This is a genomic window from Micromonospora sp. ATLC20 (assembly GCF_057196585.1).
Map to the genome: position 1 here is coordinate 11607 of NZ_JBXUOV010000043.1, position 20276 is coordinate 31882.

The window sequence follows — 20276 nt, forward strand, 5'->3', positions numbered from 1 at the left end:
AGGGAGAGGGGGCGGGCACCCGCCGCGGCCGGTTCACCCGACCGCGGCGGTCCGCCCGAGAACCGCTCCGGTGTACGCCGACACGACGCCCTTGCCGCAGCGTGAGCCGAGGAGGCTCAGCCCTTTACCGCTCCGGAGGTGAGTCCGGAGACGATGTAGCGCTGGAGCAGTTGGAACACCAGCACCGTCGGGATCGCGGTGAGCAGCGTGCCCGCCGCGAACATCCCGAAGTTGTTGTTGCGCTCGCCGGCCACCAGGCCGTACATGCCGACCGCGAGGGTCTTCGCCTCGGGTTCGGTGAGGAACACGTTGGCGATGATGAACTCGTTGATCGATCCGATGAACGCGAGCAGGCCGGTCACCGCCAGGATCGGCGCCACCAGCGGCAGCATGATCCGGAAGAAGACCTGCACGTGCGACGCGCCGTCCATGGTCGCCGACTCGTCCAGCTCCTTCGGCAGCGTGTCGAAGAAGCCCTTCATCAGCCAGGTGTTCGCGCCGAGCGCGCCACCCATGTAGAGCAGGAACAGGCCCCACGGGGTGTTGAACCCGATCGACGGGTAGAGGTCGGTGAGCGTGGTGAAGATCAGGAAGATCGCCACGATCGCCAGGAACTGCGGGAACATCTGGATCAGCAGCAACGCGAGCAGGCCGACCCGGCGCCCGGCGAAACGCATCCGGGAGAACACGTACGCCGCGAGCGACGACAGGAAGATCGACGCGAAGCTGGCCACGCCCGCCAGCAGCAGCGAGTTGAGGAACCAGTGGCCGAACGCGGTGTTGTCGAACAGGTTCGTGAAGTTCTCCAGCGACGCCCCGGTCGGCAGCAGCTCGGTGGAGGAGAGCGTGCCGAGCGGGTTGAACGCCGCCGAGATCACGAACAGGATCGGGAAGAGGCTGAACGCCACCGCCAGCACCCCGACCAGGTGCCGCCAGCCCACCTGGGCGAACCAGCGGCCACGCGAGCGGCGGGCCGGCTTACGGGTCGCAGTGGGTGCGGGCGTCTCCGCGATGGTGGTCACGAGTACACCTCCTCCTGCTTGCGGGTCCGCCGGAAGCTGATCGCCGACACCGTCGCCACGATCGCGAAGATGAAGATCGAGACGGTGGCGGCCAGGCCGAACTCGGCGCCCTGCGCGCCGAACGCGAGCCGGTACGTGTAGGTGATCAGCAGGTCGGTGGCGCCGTTACGCGGGTTGTCCGGCGCGAACGGGCCGCCCTCGGTGGTGAACAGGATCGCGTTGACGTTGTTGAAGTTGAACGCGAACGACGCGATCAGCAGCGGCGAGAGCGCCACCAGCAGCAGCGGCAGGGTGACCGCGCGGAACGACTGCCAGGGTGACGCGCCGTCGACCGAGGTGGCCTCGGTCAGCTCCCGCGGGATGGCCTGCAACGCGCCGGTGGCCACCAGGAACATGTACGGGTAGCCGAGCCACAGCTGCACCAGCAGCACCGCGATCCGGGCCGACCAGTTGCCGCCGAACCAGTCGACGTTCAGCCCGAACAGGTTGTTGAGCAGGCCGAAGTCGGTGTTGAACATGTCCCGCCAGATCAGCAGCATGGCGAACGACGGCATGGCGTACGGCAGGATCAGCAGGATCCGGTAGAAGTTGGTGCCGCGCATCCGGGGTGAGTGCAGCGCGAGCGCGATCGCCATGCCGAGCAGGAACGTCAGGCCGGTGGAGCCGATCGCGAACGCGAAGTTCCAGGCCAGCGTGCCGAAGAACGGGCCGGAGATGTTCGGGTCGGTCAGCACGGTGCTGAAGTTCTTCAGCCCGACGTCGACCTTCCAGCCCTGGGCGAGGCGCTCGCCGTCGGCGGCGACGAAGGAGCCGGACTTCTCGTCGGCGGTCCACGTCTTGCCGGTCTCGCTGTCCTTGACGCAGTCGCACGCGGCGTCGTACGCCCGGATCGCCTTGCCCTCGTAGGCCCGGGTCAGGCCGTTGGAGCGGATGGCGCCCTCGTCGGTGGGCACGACGAGCGCGGTGACGGCGTCGCTGCGGCTGCTGGCCTGCCCGATGTTCAGCAGGGTGTAGCCGTCCGCGGCGGTGATCTTGCCGCTGAGGCTGCTCAGCTCGACGTCGGCGGCGTCGAGCTTGCGCAGCCCGTCCGCGTCGCCGGCGTAGACCTCCTTGGTCTTCGGGTCGCTGAGCAGGAAGACCAGATCACCCGTCGCCGGGTCGCCCTCGGTGGCGATGGTGAGGTTGTACTCGGTCGAGCCGGGCACCTGCTTCACCGAGGAGGTCTGCACGGCGACGATCGCGTCGTCCTTGCTGCCGCGGTGGCCGTCGCCGAAGTTCGTGAACGCGGTGCTCGCGGTGTAGAGCACCGGGAAGATCTGGAACGCGATCAGGAAGAGCGTGCCGGGGACCAGGTACTTGGCCGGGATGTGCCGACGGCTCAGGTAGAGGTAGAACAGGCCGGCGGTGGTGACCGCCAGGACGCCCAGCGCGAGCCAGTGCTCGGCCTCGATGAGCGGGAAGGCCGCCCAGATCGCGATCCCGGCCACCAGGCCGAGCAGGACCACCTTGACGACGAGGCCGGTCGCGGTGATCGGCGCGTGTTGCCGCGCGGTACGGGACGTGCGCGGGAGCCCACGGCGTACGGGCTCCCGGCCCGGGGCCTGCGGTGCAGACCCCGGGCCGGACAGCGGCGCGCTCATTACTTGATCTGACCCTGGATGGTCTTGCCGGCGGCCGTGATCGTCTTGGCCGGGTCGGCGCCACCGATGATGGCGGCCTCCGCCTTGCCGAACGGGTCCCAGATCGCGGCCATGGCCGGGATCGCCGGGAGGACCTGGCCGTTCTTACCGGCCTCGGAGAACTTGGCCAGGTCCGGGTCCTCGCCCTTGACCTGGTCGAAGGCGGCGGTCAGCGCCGGCGGGCGCGGCTCGGCCTTGTACAGCGCGACGGCCAGCTCGGGCTTGGTCACGTAGTTGGTGACGAACTCCTGGGCCAGGGCCTTGTTCTTGCCCTTCGCGGCCACGTAGAACGCCTGGACGCCCACGAACGGCTGGGCCTCCTTGCCACCGGCGAAGCCGGGGACCGGGGAGATGTCGTAGGAGATGTTGGCCTTCTTGGCGTCGGCCACCGCCCACGGGCCGGAGACCAGGAACGCGCACTTCTTGCCGGTGAAGGTGGCGATGGAGTTCTCGCCGGTGATGGAGCGCTTCAGCGCACCCTCGCCCTTCTCACCCAGCTTGGCGATCTTCTGGAAGGCAGCGATCGACTCCGGCTTGCCCACGCCCAGGTCCTTCGGGTCGTAGTCGCCGTTCGCCGCGGTGCCGAACAGGTAGCCGCCGCCCGAGGTGTAGAGCGGGTAGATGTGGTACGCGTCGCCGTTCTGGCCGGACTGCAGGCAGAGGATCTCGCTGGCCTTCTTCTCGGCCTTGAGCTTCTTGCCGGTGGCGACCAGGTCCTCGATCGTCTTCGGCGCCTCGGGGGCCAGCTCGGTGTTGCGGATCAGCGCGACGTTCTCGGTGGCGTAGGGCACGCCGTAGAGCTGGCCGTTGAACGTGACGGCCTTGATCGCGGTCTCGTTGAAGCCGGACTTCTGCTCGGCCGCGAGCTGCACCGGGTCGATGGCGCCGTTCTGGACCAGGTTGCCGATCCAGTCGTGCGCGCCGACCACGACGTCCGGGCCGCTGCCCTGCTGCGAGGCGGTGACGAAGTTGGTCTGCAGGTCCTTGGAGACGGCCTGGACCTCGACGGTCACGCCGTTCTCCTTGCCGAACTCCTCGGCGAACGGCTTGAGGGCGGCCGTGCGCTTGTCGTCGGCCCAGATGACCAGCTTGCCGCCGGTCGCCTTGGACTCGCCGGCGGCCGGCTTGTCGTCGCTGCCGCTGTCACCACAGCCGGAGGCGGCGAGCGCCAGGCCGAGGACGGCGACCACACCCGCGGTACGGATGCGCATCGGTACTCCTGTCGTCATGGCGGCCCGCCGGGGGAAGGGCGGCCCGCCAGTGGAAACCTCTGAAAGTTCTTGCTGACCGGCGCCGAGATGCTGCGCCGCTGCTCTCGCATGTTGCGGGGACGTTAGCAAGAGGTTGCAGAGAATGGAAGGGCTTGCAGAAGTGTACGCAAGACTTTGCCGTTGGGCTAAAGTGCCGCACATGCGCGCTCGACTGTCCGACATCGCCCAACAGGCTGAAGTCAGCGAGGCCACGGTGTCGCGGGTGCTCAACGACCGCCCCGGTGTGGCCCCCGAGACCCGGCAGGCCGTCCTCACCGCCCTCGATGTGCTCGGCTACGAACGACCGGCCCGGCTGCGCAAGCGCAGCGCCGGACTGGTCGGCCTGGTCGTGCCGGAGCTGGACAACCCGATCTTCCCGGCGTTCGCCCAGATCATCGAGTCCGCGCTCGCCCCCACCGGGTACACACCGGTGCTCTGCACGCAGACGCCGGGTGGCGTCCGCGAGGACGAGTACGTGGAGATGCTGCTGGACCGCCAGGTCTCCGGCATCGTCTTCGTCTCCGGCCTGCACGCCGACACCGCCGCCGACCACGACCGCTACCGCACGCTCCTGGCCCGGCCGCTGCCGATCGTCATGATCAACGGGTACGCGCCGGGCATCCCCGCGCCGTTCGTCTCCTGCGACGACCGGGAGTCCGCCGAACTCGCCGTCGCCCACCTGGTCGCGCTCGGGCACCGCCGGATCGGCCTGATCACCGGCCCGGACCGGTTCGTGCCGGTGCAGCGCAAGGTCGCCGGCTACAAGGCCGCGATGGAGCGCCTGACCGACATCACCTCCGACGAACTGACCGAGCTGACCGAGCTGTCGCTGTTCGGCGTCGAGGGCGGCGAGGCGGCCGCCGGCCGGCTCATCGAGCGCGGCGTCACCGGGCTCGTCTGCGGCTCGGACCTGATGGCGCTCGGCGCGATCCGGGCCGCCCGCCAGCGCGGGCTGTCGGTGCCTGGCGACATCTCCGTGGTCGGGTACGACGACTCCCCGCTGATGGCGTTCACCGACCCGCCGCTGACCACAGTGCGCCAGCCGGTGGCCGCCATGGCGGTGGCGGCGGTGCGGGCCCTGGTCGACGAGATCAACGGTCACCCGTCCCCGAACTCCGAGTACCTGTTCCGCCCCGAGCTGGTGGTACGCGGCTCGACAGCGGTGGCGAAGCCCGCAACTCCCCCCAGCCGCCAGCGCCCCGCCACCCCTTCCTCCCCCACCCCGTCCCTCCCCATCCCCGCCTAACCCCCGCCGCACCCCCTTCTCCCCCGGCCCTCCGACGCGTCGATCATGAAGTTGACGGCGACAAATCGGACGGCAAAGGCCGCCAACCTCATGATCACCCGAGCCACCCCGGCCGGGCTCACCCCACGGCCCCCCGTTGATCAAGGGGTTTGTGTCCGGGTTGATCTCCACTCGGGACACAAACTCCTTGATCAACGCCCGCGGGGCGGGTCAGGGCGGGCAGGAGGCGGCCGGGCCGAGGGTGGCGATCATGAGGTTGGCGGGGGCTGGGGTCCGGAATGTCGGGGTTAACTTCATGATCGACGTCGAAACGACGGCGCCGGCCGGAAGGGCCGGCGGGGTGGCCGTCCCGGGATGCGGGAGACGAGGTCAGGGCCGGCGCGGGTGATGGCTGTCATTTCTTGCGCAAGGAATGCTTGACTCTTGCAGTCTGGTGGCGGCATTCTGCTCAGACACCCTGCGCCGCACCAGAAGCCGCCACAGAACGGGATCGACAGCGATGACCTCCGCCCCCAGCACCACCCCTCGCACCGCCGACGACGACTGGTGGCGGTCCGCTGTCGTCTACCAGGTGTACGTCCGCAGCTTCGCCGACGCGAACGCCGACGGCGTGGGTGACCTCCAGGGCATCCGGCAGCGCCTGCCGTACCTGCGCGACCTCGGCGTGGACGCGCTCTGGCTGACGCCGTTCTACACCTCGCCGCAGGTCGACGCCGGCTACGACGTGTCCGACTACCGGGACGTCGACCCGCTGTTCGGCAACCTGACCGACTTCGACGAGATGATCACCGACGCGCACGCGCTCGGCCTGCGGATCATCGTCGACATGGTGCCGAACCACACCTCCAGCGCGCACCCGTGGTTCACCGCCGCGCTCGCCGCCGGACCCGGTTCGCCGGAGCGGGAGCGCTACCTGTTCGCCGACGGCAAGGGCGAGCAGGGCGAGCTGCCGCCGAACGACTGGGAGAGCATCTTCGGCGGCCCGGCGTGGACGCGCGTTGTCGACGGCCAGTGGTACCTGCACCTGTTCGACCCGGCCCAGCCCGACCTGAACTGGCGCCACCCGGAGGTGCGGGCCGAATTCGAGGACGTGCTGCGCTTCTGGCTGGACCGCGGCGTGGACGGCTTCCGGATCGACGTGGCGCACGGAATGATCAAGGCCGAGGGCCTGCCGGACGTCGGCTTCAACTCGATGACCACCGGCCAGCGTCAGTCCGAGCTGCTGGGCAAGGGCCGGCTGCCGTACTTCGACCAGGACGAGGTGCACGACATCTACCGCGCCTGGCGGCCGATCCTGGACAGCTACCCGGGCGGCCGGATGGCGGTCGCCGAGGCGTGGGCCGAGACGCCGCAGCGCCTGGCCCGCTACATCGGCCCGGACGAGCTGCACCAGGCGTTCAGCTTCGACTTCCTCGACGCCACCTGGTCGGCCGACTCGTTCCGCAAGGTGATCGACACGGCGCTGGCCGAGTCCACGATCGTGGGCGCGCCGACCACCTGGGTGCTCTCCAACCACGACCGGCAGCGGCACGTCACCCGGTACGGCGACGGCGAGGTCGGCCTGCGCCGCGCCCGCGCCGCCGCGCTGCTGATGTTCGCGCTGCCCGGCTGCGCGTACGTCTACCAGGGCGAGGAACTGGGCCTGCCGGAGGTGCTGGACCTCCCGGACGAGCTGCGTCAGGACCCCGCGTTCCGGCGCACCGGGGAGAGCCGCGACGGCTGCCGGGTGCCGATCCCGTGGGGTGGCGACCTGCCCCCGTACGGCTTCGGGCCGGACGGCAGCGAGCTGAGCTGGCTGCCGGCGCCGGCGACCTGGCGGGAGCTGTCGGTGGCCGCCCAGGCCGGTGCGCCCGGCTCGACGCTGGAGCTGTACCGGACCGCGCTGCGCGTCCGGCACGAGCACCCGGCGCTGGCCGGCCTGGACGGCATCACCTGGCTGGAGACCGAGCCCGGCGTACTCGCGTTCCGCCGCACCACCGGCGACGCCGAGGTGACGTGCGTGGTGAACATCAGCGGCGCCGACGTGACGGTGAGCGGCCACGGCCGCCCGCTCGTCGCCAGCGCCGGCCTCACCGAGCGGGGCGACGGGTACGTCCTGCCGGTGGACGCGGCTGCGTGGTTCGAACGGCGCTGAGCCGGGTAACCCGCCAACGACCTGGCCGTCCGTTGTGCCCCGCGCCGACGGGCGGCTGGGCTGCCGACCCCTTGTGGTGGGGGGTGAGGTGGCCCCGGCCCCTCGGGAGCACGCTCCCGGGGGGCCGGTGTCCATCGGGGAGCGAGCGCGCTCTCAGCCGCCCTTGGCGGTGAGCAGCGCGGCGATCCGGGCGAACCCGGCCCGGATCTCCTCCCGGTCGGGCGCCTTCGCCGGCTCGGGCTCCGGCTCGCGGTCGGCGGCGCGTTCCAGCTCCTCGTCGATGACGTCCTCGAAGTCGCCGTAGAGGTCCGCCTGGTCGATCTCGGCCGCCTCGTCCTCGGCGGCGATCTGCGCGGCGGCGATCTCGCCGCGGATCTCCTCCGGCGTGAGCGCCGGCAGCAGCGGCTCCACCACCGCCATCAGCTGCTCGTCGGCCACCACCGCCTCGGCGAGCGCCAGCGCGTGCTGTCGCTCGTACGGGCCGCAGACCACCGGCTCCCAGTCGTCCTCGGCGCCGAGCGGGCCGAACGTGATGATCCACGGCAGACCCCGGATCGGGGAGTCGTCCGGCAGGTCCAGAGTCACGAGTGCGCCCACCGGCCCATCATGGTCGCCGCGTGCCGGCCCGGGGAACGCAATCATCGGACTCTCCCCGCTTCGGGGACCACGCTCAGCCACGCGTACCGGCGTCCAGCGCCGCACGGACCAGCGCGACCGCCCGCTCCGGCGCGACACCCAGGCGACGCGCCTCGGCGGCGTACTCGGCGGCGGTTCGCTGCAGCCGGTCGGTGGCGTCGTCCCGGCCGGGGGCCACCACCGTGCCGTGCCGGCCCCGCGTCTCCACCAGCCCGGCGCCCTCCAGTTCCCGGTACGCCCGCGCCACGGTGTTCACCGCCAGCCCCAGGCCGGCGGCGAGCTGCCGCACCGCCGGGAGCCGGGTGCCCACCGGCAGCCGCCCGTCGCCGATGCGCGCGGCGAACTGCGCCCGCACCTGCTCGTACGGCGGCACCGCCGACTCGACGTCGATCCGGATCCGCGCGCTCATCCCGCCCCTCCCGGTGTGCCCGGTTCGGTCTCCTCGTCGAGCACGTCCGCCTCCACGTCCACCTCCCGGGCGCCGCCCTCGGCCAGGTCCACCACCCGGCCGTACCGGCTGGTCGCGGCGAGCGCGGCGCCGAAGAGCACCAGCTGGTTGAGCAGGTAGAGGTAGAGCAACAGGCCGACGGCGGTGGCGACCACCGTGTACGCGGGGTTCCGCTCGGTGCGTACCACGTAGTAGCGCCCCACGGTGTTCAGCAGGGTGATACCGACGGCGATGGTCAGGATCGCCGGGCGCAGCCGGCGCCGGCTCATCCGAAGCCGGGGCACTGCGAGCAGCAGCGCGGCGGCGAGCACGGCGTTGACGAGCACGCTCAGCACCGCGCTGATCGTGGTCAGGCCCACCGAGCCGGTGCTGCGCAGCAGGAAGCGCAGCAGTGACTCCAGCGCGTCCACGGCGGCGACCGAGACGAACAGCAGCACGAAGACCGCGACCAGTACGCCCAGGTCGACCAGGCGCCGCACCACCAGGTTGCCGGGCTGCTGGTTGAAGCCGTACATCAGCCGCTGCGAGGAGCGGATCGCCTCCACCCAGCCGATGCCGGTGAAGACCAGGATGACCAGGCCGACCACGCCGACGGTGCCGCTGCTCTCGGCGATCTGCGCCGGGTCGAGGAAGGGCAGGTTCTCCTCCAGGAAGTGGGCCGCACCGCGGCTGACCTCCTCGTTGTCCCGCAGCACCGCGCCGAAGATCCAGTACGCGACGAGCGCGAGCGCGAACACGGCGAAGAAGCCGTAGTACGCGATGGCGGCGGCGAGCCGCCCGGCGAGCAGGTCGGCGTAGAGCGTCCCGGCCCGCCAGACGTGGTCGAAGACCGACGAGCGGCTCCGGGCCGCGTCGATGCGGCGCCCCACCGCCGCCTCGATCCGGCCGAAGACGTTCACCCCGTCATCCTCGCCGATCTCCGCCCGTGGCGGAGGGGCCCCGGCCGGTCGGATGTTCAGCTGTGGCCGCCGAGCCGGAAGTCGCGGCGGGGCTGCCACCGGGTCGCCCCGCTGTGCGAGAACAGCGTGAACGCGTCCACCTGGAACAACGCGGAGAAGTCAGCGAGATCCTCGTACGCCTTGTCGAGCACCTCGGGCGGCACGTCCTGCGCCACTGTGACGTGCGGGTGGTACGGGAAGCGCAGCTCGCGCCGCAGCTCGGGGGCCGAGTTGATAGCGGCGGCGAGCAGTTCGCACTCGCTGATCCCGGCCGCCACCGCCACGAAGACCACCTGGGTCACCGGCCGGAACGTACCGGTGCCGCGCAGGTGCAGCGTGAACGGCAGGTGCGTGGCGGCGACCCGGTCCAGGTGCGCCTCGACGGCGGGCAGCGCGCGTACCGGGATCTCGGTGGGCCCGAGGAGGGTGACGTGCGCGGGGACGGCGAGCGGGTCGCCGGCCTCGACCCGGCGGCGGGTGAGCATCCCGCCCCAGGGCTCGGGGACGTCGACAGCGATCCCGATCTGGATCGTGTCCGCGCCGCCCGGCGCCGTGTCACTGCCCGCCACGTCGCGCGCCACCCCTCCGGCCACCGGCTGCGTCACCCGTCTCCGCCCGTCCGGGCCGTTACTCGAACCGCACCGGCGGGAAGAAGCCGACCCGCTCGTACGCGTCCCGCAGCGTCCCCGCGGCCACCGACCGGGCCTTCTCCGCGCCCCGCGCCAGCAGCTTGTCGAGCTGGGCCGGGTCGTTCAGGTAGGCGTTCGTGCGTTCCTGGATCGGCGTGACGAACTCCCGCACCACCTCGGCGAGGTCCTTCTTCAGGTCGCCGTAGCCCTTGCCGTCGTACGCGGCGACCAGGTCGTCGATGGACCGGCCGGAGAGCGCGGAGTAGATCGTCAGCAGGTTGGTGATGCCCGGCTTGCCCTCGGCGTCGAAGACGATCTCGCGGCCGGTGTCGGTGACCGCCGAGCGGATCTTCTTGGCCGAGCGGGCCGGGTCCTCCAGCAGGTCGATGATGCCGGCCGGGGAGGACGACGACTTCGACATCTTGGCCGTCGGGTCCTGCAGGTCGGTGATCTTCGCGGTGTCCTTCACGATGTGCGGGGAGGGCACGGTGAAGGTGCTGCCGAACAGCGAGTTGAACCGCTGCGCCAGGTCGCGGGAGAGCTCCAGGTGCTGCCGCTGGTCCTCGCCGACCGGCACCGCGTTCGCCTGGTAGAGCAGGATGTCCGCGGCCTGGAGGATCGGGTACGTGAACAGGCCGACGCTGGCCCGCTCGCTGCCCTGCTTCTGCGACTTGTCCTTGAACTGGGTCATCCGGCCGGCCTCGCCGAAGCCGGTGATGCAGCCGAGCACCCAGGCCAGCTGCGAGTGCTCGGGCACCTGCGACTGCACGAACAGCGTGCTGCGCTCCGGGTCCAGGCCGAGCGCGAACAGCTGCGCGGCGGCCACCCGGCTGCGGCGCTTGAGCACCTTGGGGTCGTGTCCGGCGGTGATCGCGTGCAGGTCGACCACGCAGTAGTAGGCGTCGTGGCTGTCCTGCAACGCCACCCAGTGCCGCAGCGCGCCCAGGTAGTTGCCGAGGTGGAACGAGTCGGCCGTCGGCTGGATGCCGGAGAAGACGCGCGGGCGGGCGGGTACGTCGGACATGGCGGCAATTCTGTCAGCAAGCCCCGGCGTCCGTCATGACGGGCCGGTGGATCGGGCGGGTACGGGCGGAAGCGGACCGTTCACCTCACGCCGGGGCTCGGGCAGCCGCGCGGCGGAGACCGCCAGGCGGGACACGCGCCGGCCGTCGAGCGTGAGCACGCGCAGCAGCCAGCCCGCCGGATCGGCCGGAACCGATCCGGTGGCCGGGTCGACAGCCACCGGCACCTCGTCGCCCGCCACCGGCAGCCGGCCCAGGGCGGCCATCACGAACCCGCCCACCGTCTCGTACGGCCCGGCGGGCAGCGACACCCCGGTGCGCTCGGCGAAGTCGGTCAGGTTGAGCCGGCCGTCGACGACCGCGGGCAGGCCGGCGGGTTCCGGTTCGAGCGGGCCGTGCTCGTCGTCGCGGATCTCCCCGACCAGTTCCTCGACCAGGTCCTCGCAGGTGACGATGCCGGCCGTGCCGCCGTACTCGTCGACGACGACGGCCAGGTGGTGGCCCTCCCGGCGCATCTCGGTGAGCGCCGCCAGCACGCGCTTGCTGTCCGGCAGGCGCTTCACCTCCCGGATCAGGTCGCCGACCAGGAGCAGCCGGTCCGCGTCCGGGCGCAGCAGCACGTCCCGCAGGTGCACCAGGCCGACCACGTCGTCGTGGGTGCCGTCGACCACCGGGTAGCGGGTGTGCGGGTCGTCCCGGACCAGCCGCTGGGCCTGCGTCAGCGGAAGCGCCGCGCTGAGGAAGACCACCTCGGTGCGGGGCACCATCACCTCGCGGACGAGCCGGGCGCCGGCCACCAGCACCTCATCGATGATCCGCCGTTCGTCCGGGTCGAGCAGCGTGTTCGCCGCGACCAGGTCCCGCAGCTCGGCCTCGCTGATCCGTTCCCGCCCGGCGGTGGGGCTGGCCCCGAGCAGGGCGGTGACGAGGCGGGTGGCGCCGTCTGCGCCGCGCACCACGAGACGGGCCACGGTGCGGGCCAGCGGGCCGGGTTCGCGTCGGGGCCGCCCCGACGGTCGCCGCCGGGGCCCGGGACCACCACCCTCCCGCATGAGAAGGATGGTAGACAGCGGCCACCGCACGCTCGGCCCGATGTTCGGATCTGTTCAATCATGAAGGTTTATGGTGGAATGGAGGCGGACTCAACTCGACAGCCGCGACACAGCCCTCGGCCGTAGGGTGATCGCGGAACGGCCGCCGCGCGACGCGGCCCAGGCAGGAGGACCGACGTGAAACTGCTCGTCACCGGCGGCGCCGGCTACATCGGCAGCGTGGTGACCCGGATGCTGCTCGACCACGGCCACCAGGTGACCGTGCTGGACGACCTGCGCACCGGTCACCGGGAAGCCCTCGCCCCCGACGCCACCCACGTCGAGCTGCCGGTGCACGAGGCCGCCCAGGTGCTCACCCCCGACGCCGGGTTCGACGGCGTGCTGCACTTCGCCGCCCTCATCGCCGCCGGCGAGTCGATGATCCGCCCCGAGCTGTACTGGCACACCAACACGGTCGGCTCGATCGCGCTCATCGACGCGGTCCGCGCCGCCCGGGTGCCCCGGATGGTCTTCTCCTCCACCGCCGCCGTCTACGGCAACCCCACCGAGCTGCCCATCCCGGAGACCGCCGTCAAGGCCCCCACCAGCACCTACGGCGCCACCAAGCTGGCCGTCGACATGGCGCTGACCTCCGAGGCCATCGCGCACGACCTGGCCGCCGTCTCGCTGCGCTACTTCAACGTCGCCGGGGCGTACCTGCGCGACGGGCTGGCCATCGGCGAACGGCACGACCCGGAGACGCACCTCATCCCGATCGCGCTCGACGTGGCCGCCGGGCGGCGGGAGAAGCTCCAGCTCTTCGGCGACGACTACCCCACAGTCGACGGCACCTGCGTGCGCGACTACATCCACGTCGAGGACCTGGCCCGCGCCCACCTGCTCGCGCTGGACGCGGCCACCCCCGGCCGGCACCGCATCTACAACCTCGGCAACGGCAACGGCTTCACCAACCGGCAGGTGGTCGACGTGGTCCGCGAGGTCACCGGGCACCCGGTGCCGGTCGAGGTGGCCCCCCGCCGCGAGGGCGACCCGGCCGAGCTGGTCGCGTCCTCCGCGCTGGCCCGCGACGAGCTGGGCTGGACGCCGGCCAAGCCGACCCTGCACGACATGGTCGGCGACGCCTGGGCGTTCTACCGCGAGCACGTCGCGGGACAGCCCTCATGAACGTCGCCGACCGCGCCACCGCCGGCTTCCGGCAGCGGTACGGCACCGAGCCGGCGGGCCGCTGGGCGGCTCCCGGCCGGGTCAACCTGATCGGCGAGCACACCGACTACAACGACGGCTTCGTGCTGCCCTTCGCGCTGCCGCTGCGTACCGTGGTCGCCGCCGCGCCCGCCCCCGGCGCACGCTGGACCGTCTGGTCGGAGCTCGGCGACGAACCGGTCGAGTTCGGCGCGGCGGAGGCCGACGAGCCCGGCCGGGTCGACGGGTGGGCCGCCTACGTGGCCGGGGTGGTGTGGGCGCTGCGTGCCGACGGCCACGACGTGCCCGGCGCGCGGCTCGCCGTCGCCTCCGACGTGCCGGTCGGCTCCGGGCTCTCCTCGTCGGCGGCGATCGAGTCGGCGGTGCTGGCCGCCCTGGTCGACCTCGGCGGGCTCGACCTGCCCGCCGGGCGGTGGCCGCGGCTCGCCCAGCGGGCCGAGAACGACTACGTCGGCGCGCCCACCGGGATCATGGACCAGTCCGCGGTGATCCGCGGCCGGGCCGGACACGCCCTGTTCCTCGACTGCCGCACCGAGGAGGTCGAGCAGATCCCGTTCGACCTGGACGACGCCGGGCTGGCCGTGCTGGTGATCGACAGCCGGGCGCCGCACCGGCACGCGGACGGCGAGTACGCGGCCCGCCGCCGCAGCTGCGAGCGGGCCGCCGCGACGCTCGGGGTGACCGCGCTGCGCGACGTGACGGTCGCCGACCTCGACGCCGCGCTGGCGCGCCTCGACGACGACGAGACCCGCCGCCGGGTCCGGCACGTGGTGACCGAGAACCAGCGGGTGCTCGACACCGTCGCGCTGCTGCGCGCCGGGCGGGTCCGCGACACCGGTCCGCTGCTGACCGCCTCGCACGCCTCCATGCGCGACGACTTCGAGATCACCGTGCCGGAGATCGACACCGCGGTCGAGGCGGCGCTGGCCGCCGGGGCGTACGGCGCGCGGATGACCGGCGGCGGTTTCGGCGGCTGCGTGCTCGCCCTCGTCGACGCGGACGCCGCCGACGCGGTGGCCGCCGCCGTCACGGCGGCGTACGCCGAGCGCGGCTTCACCGCCCCCGGCACGCTCACGGTGCTCCCGGCCGGCGGCGTCACCCGCCTGGACTGAACGCGAAAGGCCCCCGGCGCAGCGCCGGGGGCCTTCTCGTCACGTGCGTCAGCCGGCCTCGACGATCATGCCGGCGCCGACCGTACGGTTCGTCGACTCGTCGATGATGACGAAGCCGCCGGTGGTGCGGTTACGGCGGTACTCGTCGGCCAGCAGCGGAACCGTGGTGCGCAGCCGGACCCGGCCGATCTCGTTGAGCTTCAGCTCACCGGCCGACTCGTCGCGGTGCAGCGAGTTGATGTCCAGCCGGTAGTGCAGCCCGCGCACGATCGCCCGCGCCGAACGGGTCGTGTGCTTGATCGCGTACTTGCCGCCGACCTGCAACGGCCGCGTCTCGTCCATCCAGCAGACCATCGCCTCGATGTCCTGCACGGCCATCGGGGCGTTGTTCGGCCGGCAAATCATGTCGCCGCGGGAGATGTCCAGCTCGTCGGTCAGCCGGACCGTCACCGACATCGGCGGGAACGCCTCGTCCACCGGGCCGTCGGCGGTCTCCACCGCCGCGATCCGGCTGGTGAAGCCGGACGGCAGCACCATCACCTCGTCGCCCGGCTTGAGCACGCCCGAGGCCACCTGACCGGCGTAGCCCCGGTAGTCGGTGACTGTGGTGGACTGCGGCCGGATCACGTACTGCACCGGGAACCGCACGTCGACCAGGTTGCGGTCCGAGGCGATGTGCACCCGCTCCAGGTGGTGCAGCAGCGACGGGCCCTCGTACCAGGGCATGTTCTCCGAGCGGGTGACGATGTTGTCGCCCTGCAGCGCGGAGACCGGCACCACTGTCAGGTCCGGCACGTCGAGCTTCGCGGCGAACGCGGTGAACTCGTCCGCGATCCGCTCGTAGACCTCCTGCGACCAGTCCACCAGGTCCATCTTGTTCACGCACAGGACCAGGTGCGGCACCCGCAGCAGCGAGCAGAGGAACGCGTGCCGGCGGGACTGCTCCACCAGGCCCTTACGCGCGTCCACCAGGATCAGCGCCAGGTCGGCGGTGGAGGCGCCGGTGACCATGTTCCGGGTGTACTGGATGTGCCCCGGGGTGTCGGCGATGATGAACTTCCGCCGCGGCGTGGCGAAGTAGCGGTACGCCACGTCGATGGTGATGCCCTGCTCCCGCTCGGCGCGCAGGCCGTCGGTGAGCAGAGCCAGGTTCGTGTACTCGTCGCCACGGGCCGCGCTGACCGCCTCGACGGCGGCGAGCTGGTCGGTGAACAGCGACTTGGTGTCGTAGAGCAGACGGCCGATCAGCGTCGACTTGCCGTCGTCGACGCTGCCCGCGGTGGCGAACCGCAGCAGGTCCATCGGCCGCGCGGTCTCGCTCTCGGCCGGGGCCAGGGTCTCGACGCTCATCAGAAGTAGCCCTCTCGCTTGCGGTCCTCCATGGCGGCCTCGCTGACCCGGTCGTCGCCGCGGGTCGCGCCGCGCTCGGTGATCCGCGTGGCGGCCACCTCCTCGATCACCTTCTCCACCGTGTCGGCGTCCGAGCGGACCGCCGCGGTGCAGGAGGCGTCACCCACGGTCCGGTACCGCACCTGGGCCTTGAACGGCTGCTCACCGGCGCGCGCCCGGAAGAACTCGTTCACCGCGTAGAGCATGCCGTCGCGCTCGATCACCTCGCGCTCGTGCGCGTAGTAGATCGACGGCAGCGGGATCCGCTCCCGCTCGATGTAGTGCCAGACGTCCAGCTCGGTCCAGTTCGACAGCGGGAACACCCGGATCGACTCGCCCGGGTGGTGCCGGCCGTTGTAGAGCGCCCACAGCTCCGGACGCTGGTTCTTCGGATCCCACTGGCCGAACTCGTCGCGGAAGCTGAACACCCGCTCCTTGGCCCGCGCCTTCTCCTCGTCGCGCCGGGCGCCGCCGAACAGCGCGTCGAAGCGGTGCTTCTCCACCGCCTCCAGCAGCACCGGCGTCTGGATCCGGTTGCGCATGCCGTCGGCCGACTCGCGGACCAGGCCCTTGTTCAGCGCCTCCGGCACGCTCGCCACGATGAGTTGCAGGCCCAGCTCGGCCACCCGCTGATCGCGGTAGTCGAGCACCTCGGGGAAGTTGTGCCCGGTGTCCACGTGCATCACCGGGAAGGGGATGTTGGCCGGCGCGAACGCCTTCTGGGCCAACCGGAGCATCACGATCGAGTCCTTGCCGCCGGAGAACAGCAGCACCGGCCGTTCCATCTCGGCGACGACCTCGCGCATCACGAAGATGCTCTCCGCCTCGAGCGCGTCGAGGTGCGACACCTGGTACGCGGCGGGGGACGTCATGACACGAACTCGATTCGCACGGATCCGTACATCGGATTCCAGACCTTTCAGGTCGGACTCGTGAAGAAGAACGCTCAGGTTACCCGGAATGCCGCTGCAACGCTGCAAGCAACCGACTCGCGAGATCCTTGCGGCAGACCAGCAGATCCGGTAGACGCGGGTCGGCCCCGTTGTATTTCAGCGCAGAACCGTCGATCCGGGAAGCATGCAGACCGGTGGCCGTCGCCACAGCGACCGGAGCGGCCGAATCCCACTCGTACTGACCGCCCGCGTGGATGTACGCGTCGACCTCACCGGTGACCACGGCGGCGATCTTCGCGCCCGCCGAGCCCATCGGAACCAGATGAGCGCCGACGTCCTCTGCCAGGTCGGTCAGGAAAACCGGCGGACGGCTACGACTGGCCGCCAACCGGATGACCCGCGCGCCGCTCCCGGTGGCCGCCTCCACAGTCATCGGCGGGTACGCCGGCGGATGGTCCGTGCCCAGCACCCGGTGCTGCGCCGGCAGCGCCACCGCGCCCGCCACCAGACCGTGCGGCCTCGACGCGTTACGCGACCAGAGCGCCACGTGCACCGCCCAGTCCGCGCGCCCCTCCTCCGCGTACTCCCGGGTGCCGTCAAGCGGATCGATGATCCAGACCCGGTCCGCGTTCAGGCGCGACAGCGCCGCGTCCGTCACCTCCGCCGTCCAGGCCAGCCGTGAGCCCTCGTCCTCCTCCGACAGCACCGCGTCCGCCGGCCGCCACTTCGCCAGCTCGGTGCGGATCAGGTCGTGCGAGACCTTGTCACCGGCCGCCCGGAGCGCGCCCGCGTCGGCGAAGCCCATCTCCGCGCGCAGGGCCGTCAGCGCCTGACCGGCCCGGGACGCCAGCCACCGGGCGAACCCGCCGTCGATCATCGGAGGACTGCCCATGATGCTCCCGTCACCCGCCTTCGCTCCCGCCGCCCGAGGCTACCGGCCGGGCTCCGCCCCGCCGGTCAACCCCCGTGGTACAGGTTCTGCGTCGGCTCCACGCCCTTCAGAACCACGGACTCCACCACGTCCGCCGCGCGATCCACCAGGAACTCCAGCTCCTTGCGCTCCGACGGGGAGAAATCCGAGAGTACGTAGTCAGCCGGGTCCTGCCGGCCCGGCGGCCGGCCGATGCCGAACCGCACCCGCACGTAGTCCTTCGTGCCGAGCGACTTCGACATCGAGCGCAGGCCGTTGTGCCCGCCCTCGCCGCCGCCGCACTTCACCCGCACCTGCCCGTACGGGATGTCCAGCTCGTCGTGCACCGCGATCACGTGCGCCGGCGGGATCTTGTGGAACTGCGCCAGCCCGGCCACCGGACCGCCGGAGAGGTTCATGTACGTCAACGGCTTCAGCAGCACCAGCTTCGGGCCGCCGAACCCCAGCCGCCCCTCCGCGGCCTCGGCCATCGCGCGCTTGTGCCGCCCGAACTTCGCGCCCACCCGGGCCGCCAGCAGGTCGGCCACCATGAACCCGACGTTGTGCCGGTTGCCCGCGTACTCCCGGCCGGGGTTGCCCAGGCCGACCACCAGCCACGGCCCCGCCTCGTCCGTCACCCGACGCCCCTTCCCGCTCGCTCGCCCGACCAGCCGTCCCGATACGCCGACAGGCGCCCCCGGGAACCGGGGACGCCTGTCGCACAGCCTTGCGGACCGGTCAGGCCTCGGTCTTCGCCTCGGCCGGGGCCTCCTCGCCCTCGGCGGCCGGAGCGCCCTCGGCACCCTCGGCGGTCTCCTCGCCGACCTCGGCCTCGGCCTCCTCGGTGGCCTCCTCGACCTCGGGGAGGGTGGCCTCGAGCTGCTCGGCGGTCGGAGCGGCGGTCACGGAGGCGACCTGCGTCTCCGCGTCCGTGGCCAGCTCGACGCCGGCCGGCAGCTCGACGTCGGCGGCGGTGATCTGGGTGCCGACCTCGGCGCCCTCGATCGACGCCTCCAGGTGGTCCGGCACCTTGGTCGCGTCGGCGGTCACCGACAGCGTGTCGTGGTCGTGCACGATCAGGGTGTCCTTCGCGGCCTCACCGGTCAGCTGGACCGGGACCTCGACGGTGACCTTCTCGCCGCGGCGGACCAGCAGCAGGTCCACGTGCTCGAAGGTGTCCTTGATCGGGTCACGCTGGATCGCCTTCGGCAGCGCCAGCACCTGGGTGCCGTCGCTGACCTCGATCGCGAAGAGCTGGTTCGCGCCGCCCTTGCGGATCGCGGCGGCGAACTCCCGCGCCGGAAGCGCGATGTGCTTGGGCTTCTCGCCGTGGCCGTACAGCACGGCGGGCACCTTGCCGGCCCGGCGGGTACGACGGGCACCACCCTTGCCGAACTCGGTACGGGGCTCGGCGCTGATCTTTACCTCGGACACGGGGAAACTCCTGATGCTTCGCTGCGGCGGCTTGTCGTCTGGCGGTGCTGGGGCGAGGGGCTCGCTGGGGCTAGGGTCATGAACGACCGCCCGGAGCACCGCGTCGATGACGGCGCCTCCGTGCGGTGCTTGTCAGCAGCCCGCCGGGCACCCTCGCCGTGGCAACCGCACCAGTCTACCCGAGGGGATTCCCGGCTCTCCGGCAGTCCCCCATATCACCGCCCCGCCGGTTCCGCAGGGCATCGGCCCGGCCGCCGGGAACCCCCGGCGACCGGACCGCACACTCAGCTCAGGCCACCGAACAGGGTGGTCACCGAACCGTCGTCGAAGACCTCCCGGATCGCCCGCGCCAGCAGCGGGGCGATCGACAGCACGGTCAGCTTGTCCAGCTGCTTCTCGGACGGCAGCGGCAGCGTGTTAGTCACCACGACCTCGCTGATCGGGCTGTTCTTCAGCCGCTCCGTCGCCGGGTCGGACAGCAGCGCGTGGGTCGAGGCGACCACGATCTCCGCCGCGCCCTGCTCCTTGAGGATGTCCGCCGCCTTGGTGATCGTGCCACCGGTGTCGATCATGTCGTCCACGATCAGGCACACCCGGCCCTCGACCTCACCGACCACCCGGTTCGCCACCACCTGGTTCGGCTTGAGCGGATCGCGGGTCTTGTGGATGAACGCCAGCGGGCAGCCGCCCAGCCGGTCGGTCCAGCGCTCCGCCACGCGTACCCGGCCCGAGTCCGGCGCCACCACGGTCATCGGCCGGCCCGCGTACTTGTGCTCCACGTACTCGGCCAGCACGTCCATCGCGAACAGGTGGTCCACCGGGCCGTCGAAGAAGCCCTGGATCTGCGCGGTGTGCAGGTCGACGGTCAGGATCCGGTTCGCACCGGCGGTCTTCAGCAGGTCCGCGATCAGCCGCGCCGAGATCGGCTCCCGGCCGCGGTGCTTCTTGTCCTGCCGCGAGTACGGGTAGAACGGCAGTACCACGGTGATCCGCTTGGCCGAGCCGCGCTTCAGCGCGTCGACCATGATCAGGGTCTCCATGACCCAGGTGTTCACGCCGTGCGTCACGGACTGCACCACGAAGGCGTCCGAACCACGGACCGAATCCTTGTACCGTACGAAGATCTCGCCGTTGGCGAAGTCGTACGCGTCGGCCGGCGTCGGCGCGACGCCGAGCACCTCACCGATCTCCTTGGCCAGCTCCGGAAAACCCCTCCCGGAGAAGAGCATCAGGCTCTTGCGGTTTTCGGCGACGATGCTGCCCATGGGCCCGTCTGCTC

19 protein-coding genes are annotated in these 20276 nt (G+C 71.5%); 4 read left to right on the forward strand and 15 right to left on the reverse strand.

The window, feature by feature from the left end; translation table 11 throughout:
- Positions 1 to 116: 116 nt before the first annotated feature.
- The 3 genes from AC2CHG_RS12275 to AC2CHG_RS12285 are packed head-to-tail and all read right to left on the reverse strand — an operon-like array spanning position 117 to position 3912.
- Complete coding sequence (locus AC2CHG_RS12275) at positions 117 to 1022, reverse strand: sugar ABC transporter permease (RefSeq protein ID WP_262012601.1); 906 nt, start codon at positions 1020 to 1022, stop codon at positions 117 to 119.
- A complete protein-coding gene (locus AC2CHG_RS12280) occupies positions 1019 to 2662 on the reverse strand; it encodes an ABC transporter permease subunit (protein ID WP_262012602.1) in 1644 nt (547 codons plus the stop codon). The genes AC2CHG_RS12275 and AC2CHG_RS12280 overlap by 4 nt, the downstream gene beginning before the upstream one ends.
- Positions 2662 to 3912 carry a sugar ABC transporter substrate-binding protein gene (locus tag AC2CHG_RS12285; protein ID WP_355506771.1) on the reverse strand — a complete coding sequence of 417 codons (1251 nt, stop codon included), beginning with the start codon at positions 3910 to 3912 and terminating at the stop codon, positions 2662 to 2664. The genes AC2CHG_RS12280 and AC2CHG_RS12285 overlap by 1 nt, the downstream gene beginning before the upstream one ends.
- A 199-nt stretch (positions 3913 to 4111) precedes the next feature.
- Between AC2CHG_RS12285 and AC2CHG_RS12290 the strand changes: the two genes are divergently transcribed.
- Positions 4112 to 5197, forward strand: coding sequence for a LacI family DNA-binding transcriptional regulator (locus AC2CHG_RS12290; RefSeq protein ID WP_262012604.1), 1086 nt, complete (start codon positions 4112 to 4114; stop codon positions 5195 to 5197).
- A 499-nt stretch (positions 5198 to 5696) separates the two neighbouring features.
- Positions 5697 to 7331: a glycoside hydrolase family 13 protein gene (locus tag AC2CHG_RS12295; RefSeq protein WP_355506773.1), complete on the forward strand. Its 1635-nt coding sequence runs from the start codon at positions 5697 to 5699 to the stop codon at positions 7329 to 7331.
- 153 nt (positions 7332 to 7484) lie between these two features.
- Here AC2CHG_RS12295 and AC2CHG_RS12300 read toward each other — a convergent pair whose 3' ends face one another.
- From AC2CHG_RS12300 to AC2CHG_RS12325, 6 genes are all read right to left on the reverse strand, one after another.
- On the reverse strand, positions 7485 to 7928 hold the full coding sequence (locus AC2CHG_RS12300; protein ID WP_194798657.1) for a hypothetical protein: 444 nt from the start codon (positions 7926 to 7928) through the stop codon (positions 7485 to 7487).
- A 73-nt stretch (positions 7929 to 8001) separates the two neighbouring features.
- Positions 8002 to 8376: a GntR family transcriptional regulator gene (locus AC2CHG_RS12305; protein WP_484524772.1), complete on the reverse strand. Its 375-nt coding sequence runs from the start codon at positions 8374 to 8376 to the stop codon at positions 8002 to 8004.
- Complete coding sequence (locus tag AC2CHG_RS12310) at positions 8373 to 9314, reverse strand: YhjD/YihY/BrkB family envelope integrity protein (protein ID WP_262012607.1); 942 nt, start codon at positions 9312 to 9314, stop codon at positions 8373 to 8375. The genes AC2CHG_RS12305 and AC2CHG_RS12310 overlap by 4 nt, the downstream gene beginning before the upstream one ends.
- Positions 9315 to 9370: 56 nt before the next feature.
- On the reverse strand, positions 9371 to 9958 hold the full coding sequence (locus AC2CHG_RS12315) for a 2'-5' RNA ligase family protein (RefSeq protein ID WP_410054890.1): 588 nt from the start codon (positions 9956 to 9958) through the stop codon (positions 9371 to 9373).
- Between the two features lie 22 nt (positions 9959 to 9980).
- Entirely contained in the window at positions 9981 to 11006 is a 1026-nt protein-coding gene (gene trpS, locus AC2CHG_RS12320) for a tryptophan--tRNA ligase (RefSeq protein WP_262012608.1), read from the reverse strand.
- Between the two features lie 33 nt (positions 11007 to 11039).
- Positions 11040 to 12056 (reverse strand): hemolysin family protein, encoded by a 1017-nt coding sequence (locus AC2CHG_RS12325; RefSeq protein WP_262012609.1) that lies wholly within the window; start codon positions 12054 to 12056, stop codon positions 11040 to 11042.
- Positions 12057 to 12233: 177 nt separating this feature from the next.
- On the opposite strand from AC2CHG_RS12325, the gene galE reads away from it, so the two are divergent.
- Positions 12234 to 13220, forward strand: coding sequence for a UDP-glucose 4-epimerase GalE (gene galE, locus AC2CHG_RS12330; protein ID WP_355506780.1), 987 nt, complete (start codon positions 12234 to 12236; stop codon positions 13218 to 13220).
- A complete protein-coding gene (gene galK, locus AC2CHG_RS12335; RefSeq protein ID WP_355506782.1) occupies positions 13217 to 14371 on the forward strand; it encodes a galactokinase in 1155 nt (384 codons plus the stop codon). Before galE ends, galK begins: the two co-directional genes overlap by 4 nt.
- A 48-nt stretch (positions 14372 to 14419) precedes the next feature.
- On the opposite strand, the gene AC2CHG_RS12340 is transcribed toward galK, so the two are convergent.
- From AC2CHG_RS12340 to AC2CHG_RS12365, 6 genes are all read right to left on the reverse strand, one after another.
- A complete protein-coding gene (locus AC2CHG_RS12340) occupies positions 14420 to 15721 on the reverse strand; it encodes a sulfate adenylyltransferase subunit 1 (protein WP_402809583.1) in 1302 nt (433 codons plus the stop codon).
- The gene (gene cysD / locus AC2CHG_RS12345) at positions 15721 to 16632 is read right to left on the reverse strand and encodes a sulfate adenylyltransferase subunit CysD (RefSeq protein ID WP_013283960.1); all 912 of its coding nucleotides are present in this window, start codon (positions 16630 to 16632) and stop codon (positions 15721 to 15723) included. The genes AC2CHG_RS12340 and cysD overlap by 1 nt, the downstream gene beginning before the upstream one ends.
- Positions 16633 to 16711: 79 nt before the next feature.
- The gene (locus tag AC2CHG_RS12350) at positions 16712 to 17545 is read right to left on the reverse strand and encodes an inositol monophosphatase family protein (protein WP_366622789.1); all 834 of its coding nucleotides are present in this window, start codon (positions 17543 to 17545) and stop codon (positions 16712 to 16714) included.
- 65 nt (positions 17546 to 17610) lie between these two features.
- Complete coding sequence (gene pth, locus AC2CHG_RS12355; protein ID WP_043326805.1) at positions 17611 to 18201, reverse strand: aminoacyl-tRNA hydrolase; 591 nt, start codon at positions 18199 to 18201, stop codon at positions 17611 to 17613.
- Positions 18202 to 18301: 100 nt separating this feature from the next.
- Positions 18302 to 18997: a 50S ribosomal protein L25/general stress protein Ctc gene (locus AC2CHG_RS12360; RefSeq protein ID WP_402809577.1), complete on the reverse strand. Its 696-nt coding sequence runs from the start codon at positions 18995 to 18997 to the stop codon at positions 18302 to 18304.
- 284 nt (positions 18998 to 19281) lie between these two features.
- A complete protein-coding gene (locus AC2CHG_RS12365) occupies positions 19282 to 20262 on the reverse strand; it encodes a ribose-phosphate diphosphokinase (protein ID WP_013283956.1) in 981 nt (326 codons plus the stop codon).
- Positions 20263 to 20276: the final 14 nt, after the last annotated feature.

Coding starts and splice junctions, on each gene's coding strand:
- AC2CHG_RS12350 (WP_366622789.1), bottom strand. CDS start 17,545: ATGGGCAGTCCTCCGATGATCGACGGCGGGTTCGCCCGGTGGCTGGCG.
- AC2CHG_RS12340 (WP_402809583.1), bottom strand. CDS start 15,721: ATGAGCGTCGAGACCCTGGCCCCGGCCGAGAGCGAGACCGCGCGGCCG.
- cysD (WP_013283960.1), bottom strand. CDS start 16,632: ATGACGTCCCCCGCCGCGTACCAGGTGTCGCACCTCGACGCGCTCGAG.
- trpS (WP_262012608.1), bottom strand. CDS start 11,006: ATGTCCGACGTACCCGCCCGCCCGCGCGTCTTCTCCGGCATCCAGCCG.
- AC2CHG_RS12295 (WP_355506773.1), top strand. CDS start 5,697: ATGACCTCCGCCCCCAGCACCACCCCTCGCACCGCCGACGACGACTGG.
- galK (WP_355506782.1), top strand. CDS start 13,217: ATGAACGTCGCCGACCGCGCCACCGCCGGCTTCCGGCAGCGGTACGGC.
- AC2CHG_RS12305 (WP_484524772.1), bottom strand. CDS start 8,376: ATGAGCGCGCGGATCCGGATCGACGTCGAGTCGGCGGTGCCGCCGTAC.
- AC2CHG_RS12325 (WP_262012609.1), bottom strand. CDS start 12,056: ATGCGGGAGGGTGGTGGTCCCGGGCCCCGGCGGCGACCGTCGGGGCGG.
- AC2CHG_RS12365 (WP_013283956.1), bottom strand. CDS start 20,262: ATGGGCAGCATCGTCGCCGAAAACCGCAAGAGCCTGATGCTCTTCTCC.
- AC2CHG_RS12285 (WP_355506771.1), bottom strand. CDS start 3,912: ATGCGCATCCGTACCGCGGGTGTGGTCGCCGTCCTCGGCCTGGCGCTC.
- AC2CHG_RS12280 (WP_262012602.1), bottom strand. CDS start 2,662: ATGAGCGCGCCGCTGTCCGGCCCGGGGTCTGCACCGCAGGCCCCGGGC.
- AC2CHG_RS12290 (WP_262012604.1), top strand. CDS start 4,112: ATGCGCGCTCGACTGTCCGACATCGCCCAACAGGCTGAAGTCAGCGAG.